Source organism: Streptomyces sp. NPDC057307 (genome assembly GCF_042667665.1).
GTDB lineage: Bacteria > Actinomycetota > Actinomycetes > Streptomycetales > Streptomycetaceae > Streptomyces.
The window spans coordinates 1-8,321 of record NZ_JBHUZM010000224.1; the positions used below are offsets into that span (position 1 = coordinate 1).

7 protein-coding genes are annotated in these 8,321 nt (G+C 70.3%); 2 read left to right on the forward strand and 5 right to left on the reverse strand.

Going from position 1 to position 8,321, the window contains the following annotated elements; all coding sequences use genetic code 11:
- The 5 genes from ACFUN8_RS36155 to ACFUN8_RS36175 all read right to left on the reverse strand — a co-directional run.
- Window positions 1-3,245 (reverse strand): efflux RND transporter permease subunit (locus ACFUN8_RS36155; protein WP_383647357.1); only part of this gene is annotated, 3,245 nt, incomplete at its 3' end.
- Between the two features lie 145 nt (window positions 3,246-3,390).
- Complete coding sequence (locus ACFUN8_RS36160; RefSeq protein WP_383647360.1) at window positions 3,391-4,077, reverse strand: response regulator; 687 nt, start codon at window positions 4,075-4,077, stop codon at window positions 3,391-3,393.
- Entirely contained in the window at window positions 4,074-5,309 is a 1,236-nt protein-coding gene (locus ACFUN8_RS36165; protein WP_383647362.1) for a sensor histidine kinase, read from the reverse strand. The genes ACFUN8_RS36160 and ACFUN8_RS36165 overlap by 4 nt, the downstream gene beginning before the upstream one ends.
- 109 nt (window positions 5,310-5,418) lie before the next feature.
- Window positions 5,419-5,700 carry a hypothetical protein gene (locus tag ACFUN8_RS36170; protein WP_383647365.1) on the reverse strand — a complete coding sequence of 94 codons (282 nt, stop codon included), beginning with the start codon at window positions 5,698-5,700 and terminating at the stop codon, window positions 5,419-5,421.
- 9 nt (window positions 5,701-5,709) lie between these two features.
- A complete protein-coding gene (locus ACFUN8_RS36175; RefSeq protein ID WP_382571162.1) occupies window positions 5,710-6,495 on the reverse strand; it encodes a PspA/IM30 family protein in 786 nt (261 codons plus the stop codon).
- A 284-nt stretch (window positions 6,496-6,779) separates the two neighbouring features.
- Here ACFUN8_RS36175 and ACFUN8_RS36180 point away from each other — a divergent pair, with 284 nt between their 5' ends.
- Together ACFUN8_RS36180 and ACFUN8_RS36185 are read left to right on the forward strand one after the other, a co-directional pair.
- A complete protein-coding gene (locus ACFUN8_RS36180; protein WP_383647367.1) occupies window positions 6,780-7,376 on the forward strand; it encodes a DUF3043 domain-containing protein in 597 nt (198 codons plus the stop codon).
- A 41-nt stretch (window positions 7,377-7,417) separates the two neighbouring features.
- Window positions 7,418-8,170, forward strand: a complete 753-nt coding sequence (locus ACFUN8_RS36185; protein ID WP_383647370.1) for a class I SAM-dependent methyltransferase — start codon at window positions 7,418-7,420, stop codon at window positions 8,168-8,170.
- The last annotated feature ends 151 nt before the right edge of the window (window positions 8,171-8,321 follow it).

Sequence of the window (8,321 nt, forward strand, 5' to 3'; positions counted from 1 at the left end):
GCGTACGGGAGCCACGGGCGCGGCCCTGATGATCGGCCTGGCCCTGGTGGCGTGCCTGTCGGTGGTCGGTTCGTCGATGGGACGTCGGAGCGCGGCGGCGTGCCGTCGCCGCCGTCCCCGCCGTCCCCGCCGTCCCCGCCGTCCGACTTCGCCGCACGCTTCGCCGCCTTCTTCTTGGCACGGCGCTCCTTGCGCAGCTCGACCATCGAGTACAGCGTCGGCACCAGCAGCAGCGTCAGCAGCGTCGACGTCAGCAGACCGCCGATCACCACCACGGCCAGCGGCTGGCCGATGAAGCCGCCCTCGCCGGTGATCCCCATCGCCATCGGCAGCAGCGCGAAGATCGTGGCCAGCGCGGTCATCAGGATCGGGCGCAGACGGTGCCTGCCACCCTCGATGACCGCCTCGACGACGCCGAGCCCCTGCCGCCTGTACTGGTTGATCAGGTCGATCAGCACGATCGCGTTGGTCACCACGATGCCGATCAGCATCAGCATGCCGATCATCGCCGGCACACCGAGCGGCGTACCGGTGATCAGCAGCAGACCGATGGCGCCGGTCGCCGCGAACGGGATGGAGACCAGCAGGATCATCGGCTGGACCAGCGACTTGAACGTGCCGACCAGCAGCATGAAGACGATCGCGATGGCCGCCAGCATGGCGAGCCCCAGCTGGAGGAACGCCTCGTCCTGGTCCGCGGACACACCGCCGATGGAGGCGGTCGCCCCCTCGGGCAGGTCGAGCGCGTCGATCTTCGTCTGGAGGGTGGTGCCGACCGCGCCGGTGTTGTCACCGACGGGCTTGGCGGTGATCGTCGCGGCCCTGGAGCCGTCGATCCGGGTCATGGACAGCGGACCCGGTGCGAGCTTCACGTCGGCGATGTCACCGAGCTTCACGCCGCCGAGCGGCAGCGCCTTCAGCTCGGCGATCGTCCTGGCCGGCTTGTCGGACGTGACGTACACGTCGCGCTCGGTGTCACCGAGGGTCGCCTTGCCCGACGGCGTACCCCGCACGGCCTGACCGACGGCCATGCCGAGCGTGGCGTCGTTGAAGCCGGCCTCGGCGGCCTCGGGCTTCGCCTTGACCGAGATACGCGGGATGCTCTGCGCCAGGTCGCTCTGGACGTCGGTGACGTCGTCGATGCCGGCGACCTCGTCCCGTACCTGTTCGGCTGCGTTCGCCAGGGTCTTGGCGTCGGACGCCTTGACGACGACGCTCAGGTCCTGGCTGCCGAAGCCGTCGCCGGCCGCGATGGTCGTCTCACCGACGCCGTCGAGCTTGCCGAGGGCCTCGTCGATGGCGTCGCTGGTCTTCTCGTACGTCCCCGAGTCCTTCAGGGTCACCTGGTAGGACGCCTGGTTGGCACCCGTACTGCCGCCGAACGCCGCCATGAAGCCGGAGGAGCCGACGGTGACCTGGTAGTCCTTGATCTCGTCGAAGCCGTCGAGCACCTTCTCGACCTTCTTCGCCGCCGTGTCGGCCGCCTCCAGGCTGGTGCCCGGCGCCAACTCCTGCTGGACGGTGAGGACTTCCTGCTCGCCCTGGTCGAAGAAGTTGGTCTTGAGCAGCGGTGCCATGGCGAAGGTGCCGAGCAGGATCACGAACGCCAGGACGACGCTGGTGACCCGGCGCCGCGTCGCGAAGCCCAGGACCTTGACGTACAGGCCCTGCATCCGGCTGTTGGACTCCTTCTCCTCCGCGATCCGGCGGGCCTCGGCGGGGTCCATCCCGCGTACGGCCTTCGGGGGGCGCAGGAACCAGTACGAGAGCACCGGTACGACGGTGAGCGAGACGAGCAGCGACGCCAGCAGGGCCGCCGTGATCGTCAGCGAGAACGAGCCGAACAGCTCGCCCACCATGCCGCCCACAAGGCCGATCGGCAGGAACACCGCGACCGTGGTGAGCGTGGAGGCGGTGACCGCGCCCGCGACCTCCTTGACGGCGGCGGTGATCGCGAGCTCGCGCTCCTCGCCGTAGCCCAGGTGGCGCTTGATGTTCTCCAGCACCACGATGGAGTCGTCGACGACACGGCCGATCGCGATGGTGAGCGCGCCGAGCGTCAGCATGTTGAGCGACAGGTCGCGGGTCCACAGCACGATCAGCGCCAGGACGACGGAGAGCGGGATGGAGACCGCCGTGACCAGGGTGGAGCGGATCGAGGCCAGGAACACCAGGATCACGAGCACGGCGAAGACCAGACCGAGCGCGCCCTCGGTGGTCAGGCCGGAGATCGACTTGGAGACGGCGGGACCCTGGTCGCTGACCACGGTCAGTTCGGCGCCGTCGCCGAGGTCCTTGCGCAGGTCAGGCAGCTTGTCCTTGACCGCGTCGGAGATGGTGACGGCGCTGCCGTCGTTGTCCATGGTGATCATCACGGCGAGGCTGGGCTCGCCGTTCGTACGGGTCAGGGACGTCGCCTCGGACGGCTCCTGCTCGACGGTGGCGATGTCACCCAGGCGTACGGGCGCACCGCCCTGCCCGCCTTCGGGGGCACCCGCCTGCGGACCGCCGACCCGCAGGTCCTCGATCTGCTTCACGGAGGTGTAGCCGCCGCCGACCTGCACGGTGCGGCTCTTGCCGTCCTCGGAGAACGAGCCCGCCGGGACGGTCGCGCCGCCGGCCTTCAGCGCCTCCGAGAGCGACATCGAGTTGAGGCCCGCGGCCGCGAGCTTCTTCTCGTCGGGGGTGACGGACACCTGGAGGTCCCTGACCCCGTCGATGGTGACCTGGCCGACGCCGTCGATGTCCTCCATCGCGGGGACGACCGTACGCTCCAGCCGGTCGTTGAGCGCCTGCTGGTCCTCACCCGAGGTGGCGGCGAGGACGACGGTCGGGATGTCGTCCGTCGAGCCGGCGATGACCTGCGGGTCGACGTCCTCGGGGAGCTGCGCGCGGGCCCTGTTGACGGCCTGCTGGATGTCGGCGACCAGTTGCTTCGTGCCGGAACCGCCGAAGTCGAAACTGGCCATGATCACGGCGTTGCCCTCGCTCGCCGTGGACGTGACACCGGTGATTCCGTCGACGGCCTCGATGGACGCCTCGATCGGTTCGACGACCTGCTTCTCGACCACATCGGGCGAAGCGCCCTGGTAGGGGGCGAGAACCGAGACCATCGGAAGTTCGATGGAGGGCAGCAGCTGCTGCTTGAGCTGGGGGATCGCGATCGCTCCGAAGACGAGCGCGATGATCGATATCAGCCCTATCAGGGCCCGTTGCGCGAGGCTGAATCTGGACAGCCAGGACATGGGGTCTCTCTTCTGTGGTGTACGCGTGCAGAAGGGCGCAGGGGCCCCTCTATACGATCTGCCATCCGGGAGGCCCTGGCGGTCGACCCCAGGTCGATTTCCTTATGAGCCGCATACCGCGCTTGGAGTACGCAACGGTGCGCCCCTAGTCCACCCTTGGGCGTACCAGGCCCGATTCGTAGGCGATTACCACCAATTGGGCCCTGTCCCGTGCGCCCAGCTTCGCCATCGCCCGGTTGACATGAGTCTTGACGGTGAGCGGACTGACCGCCAGGCGCTCCGCGATCTCGTCGTTGGAGTGGCCGCCGGCGACGAGGACGAGGACCTCGCGCTCGCGCACCGTGAGGGCGGCGAGCCGCTTGGAGTACGCCGCCGAGTCGGGTCCCTCGCCCGCGCTGCCGCCCTGGGCCAGGAAGGTGGCGATGAGCCCCTTCGTCGCGACGGGCGACAGCAGGGCCTCACCGGCGGCGGCGATCCTGATGGCGTTGAGGAGTTCTTCGGGCTCGGCCCCCTTGCCGAGGAAACCGGCGGCGCCGGCCCGCAGCGACTGCACCACGTACTCGTCGACCTCGAAGGTCGTCAGCATGACCACCCGCACCCCGTCCAGCTCCGGATCGGCGCTGATCATGCGGGTGGCGGCGAGCCCGTCGGTGCCGGGCATCCGGATGTCCATCAGGACGACGTCGGCCTTCTCGGACCGGGCCAGTGCCACGGCCTCGGCCCCGTCTGCGGCCTCCCCCACGACCTTCATGTCGGGCTCCGAGTCCACCAGCACCCGGAACGCGCTGCGCAGCAATGTCTGGTCGTCGGCCAGCAGCACCCTGATCGTCATGTGTCCTCCGCCGTCCGCCCCGTACGAGCCTTGACCGGCAGTATTGCCTGCGTACGGAAGCCGCCGCCGTAGCGGGGGCCCGCGGTGAGGGTGCCGCCGAGGGCGGAGACTCGTTCGCGCATCCCCAGGAGGCCGTGGCCGCTGCCGTCGGCCGGCTCGCCGGTGCCCGTGCCGTTGTCCAGGACGGTGACCTCGACGGTCGGGCCGACCCGGACGACACTCACCTCGGCCTTCGCGCCGGGGCCCGCGTGCTTGCGCACATTGGTCAGCGCCTCCTGGATGATGCGGTACGCCGCGAGGTCGACGGCGGCGGGCAACCGCCCGTCCCCGTCGCCGCGGGCCACCTCCACGGGGAGGCCCGCGTGCTGGAAGGTGCCGACCAGCTCGTCGAGCAGCGCGAGGCCGGGGGCCGGTTCGGTGGGGGCCGCCGGGTCGCCGGACTGGCGGAGCAGACCGACGGTGGCGCGCAGTTCGTTGAGCGCGGAGCGGCTCGCCTCACGTACGTGCGCCAGCGCCTCCTTGGCCTGGTCGGGGCGCTTGTCCATGACGTGCGACGCGACGCCCGCCTGGACGTTGACCAGCGCGATGTGGTGCGCGACGACGTCGTGCAGGTCGCGGGCGATCCGCAGCCGCTCCTCGGCGACCCGGCGGCGCGCCTCCTCCTCGCGGGTGCGTTCCGCCCGCTCGGCGCGCTCCCGTATGGCGTCGATGAAGGCGCGGCGGCTGCGTACCGCGTCACCGGCGGCGGCCGCCATGCCGGTCCAGGCGAAGATGCCGAGATTCTCCTGCGTGTACCAGGGGGTGGGACCGGAGAGCATCGCGACGACCGTCAGCGTGGCCATGGTGGCGAGACCGACGCGCCAGGTGGTGGGGCGGTCGGTGCGTGAGGCGACGGTGTAGAGGGCGATGACGGTGCTCATCGCGACCGGCGAGACCGCGTCGTTGGTCAGCAGCTCGGCGACGCTCACCGCCCCGGTCACGGCGAGCACGGGGAAGGGGTCGCGGCGCCGGAAGACGAGGGCGCCCGCCCCCAGGACCATCAGGACCACACTGCGCAGCCCGGGGGCCTCCTGGCCGAACGCGGGCAGCGCGTCGTGGCGTCCGCGCGGGTCGGCGAACGCACCGGCCACCATGCACACGAGCACGGCCGCGGCCAGCCCGGCGTCGAACGCGAGTGGGTGGGCCCGCAGCCAGCTTCTTATGCGGTCGAAGCCGGTTCCGAGTGAGGTCACAACCGAACGGTACGCCGGTGGCCGGACCGCCCGGCACAGCACGATGCCCCGTGCGGTGAGGCACGGGGCATCGGGAGTGCCGGAGCGTGGTGCGAGACGGCCGGGAAGGTCAGGGGGAGGGGATCAGACCGTCGTCGCTGAGCAGTGCGCGTACTTCTTCGAGCGTGGCGCCCGGGGCGGGCAGAATCAGCCCCGACGGCTCCAGGGAGTCGTCGGGCACCGCTTCGCCCAGCTCGCGCACCTTGTCGAGGAGCGCGTGGAAGGTCCGGCGGAAACCGTCCTGGTCGTCCGCGTTGATCTCGGCGAGAAGTTCGTCGTCGAGCTTGTCCAATTCGGCCAGGTGGCTGTCCCCGAGCTCCACCTGGCCCTCCCCCATGATCCGTACGATCATGACGCGCCCTTAGCTCTTGTCGAATTTGTTCGGCGTCTGCGAGGACTGCGCGCCGTCCTGACGGTCGGCCGCACCACCCTCGATGGCCTGCTGCGACGAGGAACCGCCGGCCAGCTCGGCCTTCATCCGCTGAAGCTCCAGCTCTACATCCGTACCACCGGAGATCCGGTCCAGCTCGGCGGCGATGTCGTCCTTCGCCAGCCCCGAGTGGTCGTCCAGGGCGCCGGAGGCGAGCAGCTCGTCGATCGCGCCGGCCCGCGCCTGGAGCTGCGCGGTCTTGTCCTCGGCACGCTGGATGGCCATGCCGACGTCGCCCATCTCCTCGGAGATGCCCGAGAAGGCCTCCCCGATCCGGGTCTGCGCCTGCGCGGCCGTGTAGGTCGCCTTGATGGTCTCCTTCTTCGTACGGAAGGCGTCCACCTTGGCCTGGAGACGCTGGGCCGCGAGAGTGAGCTTCTCCTCCTCGCCCTGCAGCGTGGTGTGCTGCGTCTCCAGATCGCTGACCTGCTGCTGGAGCGCGGCGCGACGGGACAGCGCCTCACGCGCCAGATCCTCGCGGCCGAGCGCCAGCGCCTTGCGGCCCTGGTCCTCCAGCTTGGTGGACTGGCCCTGGAGCTGGTTCAGCTGCAGTTCCAGCCGCTTGCGCGACGTGGCCACATCGGCGACACCGCGACGTACCTTCTGAAGCAGCTCAAGCTGCTTCTGGTACGAGTAGTCGAGGGTTTCGCGCGGATCCTCAGCCCTGTCAAGGGCCTTGTTGGCCTTCGCGCGGAAGATCATCCCCATACGTTTCATCACACCGCTCATGGGCTTCGCGCGCCCCCTTCTGAAGGACTCCGGATCCAGCACTCCTACAGAACCCACAGTACGGGCCCTGTCTCTATTACCGCACTGTTCGGGAACGGATGGGCTCATCCCCAAGGACGACTGGCCCCCATGCCGCTCCGGCGCAGGGAGTAGGTGACCTTCGGGGGCAGTGGGCGGTTGGTCCCCTCTGCACCAGTACAGACGCCCGCCGTTGCCGGATCGTTCCCCTCGGGGGTGGGTCGCCCGGGCATCAGCCCGTACCCTTGGGTTTTGTGTTCCGTAGCCGCGCCAAGGACGAGAAGGCCACCACCGACAAGGTGACGGTCGACCTCTCCACTCAGACCCGTGACCCGCAGGCCCCGAAGGGCCGCCCGACCCCCAAGCGCAGTGAGGCCCAGACGCAGCGGCGTCGCGCCTCGACGACGCCGACCGACCGCAAGTCGGCGATGAAGAAGCAGCGCGAGGCGCGCCGTGTCGATCTGGCGAAGCAGCGCCAGGCGCTGGCCAGTGGTGACGAGCGCTATCTGCCGGCCCGTGACAAGGGCCCGGTGCGCCGCTTCGTCCGCGACTACGTGGACGCGCGCTTCTGCATGGCCGAGTTCTTCCTGCCGCTCGCCGTGATCATCCTCGTACTGAGCATGGTCCAGGTCGGTCAGCTGCAGAACATCGCGCTGCTCCTCTGGCTCGGCATCATCGTGCTGATCGTCGTCGACTCCATCGGCATCTGGATCCGGCTGAAGAAGCAGCTGGCGCTGCGCTTCCCGGACGAGCCCAAGCGCGGCGCCGTGGCCTACGCGCTGATGCGCACGCTCCAGATGCGCCGACTGCGCCTGCCCAAGCCGCAGGTCAAGCGTGGGGACCGGCCCTGAGCACTGGGGCATCCGGCTTCACGGGGGGCTCGGCCGGCTGGCTGGCCGGACTCGGCGGGCTGCGGAACATCGTCCGTCAGGAGCTGGTCTCCCGGCAGCTCGACGAACAGCTGACCTCGCGCTATCCGGTCGGACAGCGGCTGCGGGTCCTGGACGTCGGCATGGGCCAGGGCACCCAGGCGCTCCGACTGGCGCGCGCCGGGCACACGGTGACCGGGCTGGAGTCCGATCCCGAGATGATGGCCTTCGCGCGTGAGGCGCTCGAAGGCGAGCCCGCCGGGATCCGTGAGCGGGTCAGGCTGGTCGAGGGCGACGGGCTGCAGACCGGGGTGCACTTCCTGCCGGGCAGTTTCGACGTGGTGCTCTGCCACGGCGTGCTGATGTACGTCGAGGAGCCGGACGCCATGCTCGCGGGGCTGGCCAGGATGCTGGCGCCCGGAGGGCTGCTCTCGCTGCTCGTACGGAACGCGGACGCGCTCGCCCTGCGGCCGGGGATCGCCGGGGACTGGGCGGGGGCGCTGGACGCCTTCGACTCCCCCACGTACACGAACAGGCTGGGCCTGGCTGTCCGCGCGGACCGGCTGTCCGCGCTGACGGCGACGCTCGCGGGGATCGCGGCGCCCCTGCAGACCTGGTACGGGGTGCGGGTCCTCTCCGACAACCTGTCCGACGACGTGGAGCTGCCCCCGGCGGCCGAACTGGAGCGGCTGCTGGCCGCGGAGGACCGGGCGGGGCGTACGGAGCCGTACCGCAGGGTCGCGGCGCTGCTGCACCTGTGCGGTGTACGCGGATGATCGCGCCGGGCCCCGGCCGCGCTCGGGTGTACGGGGCCACGCCGCGTCCGTACTGAGGTGAGCACCACGGGGGCGACCGGAACCGATGTGAGCAGCACGGGAACGACCGGACCGCCCTCGGGCGCCGGACGGCCGACGGCCCCTCCGGCGC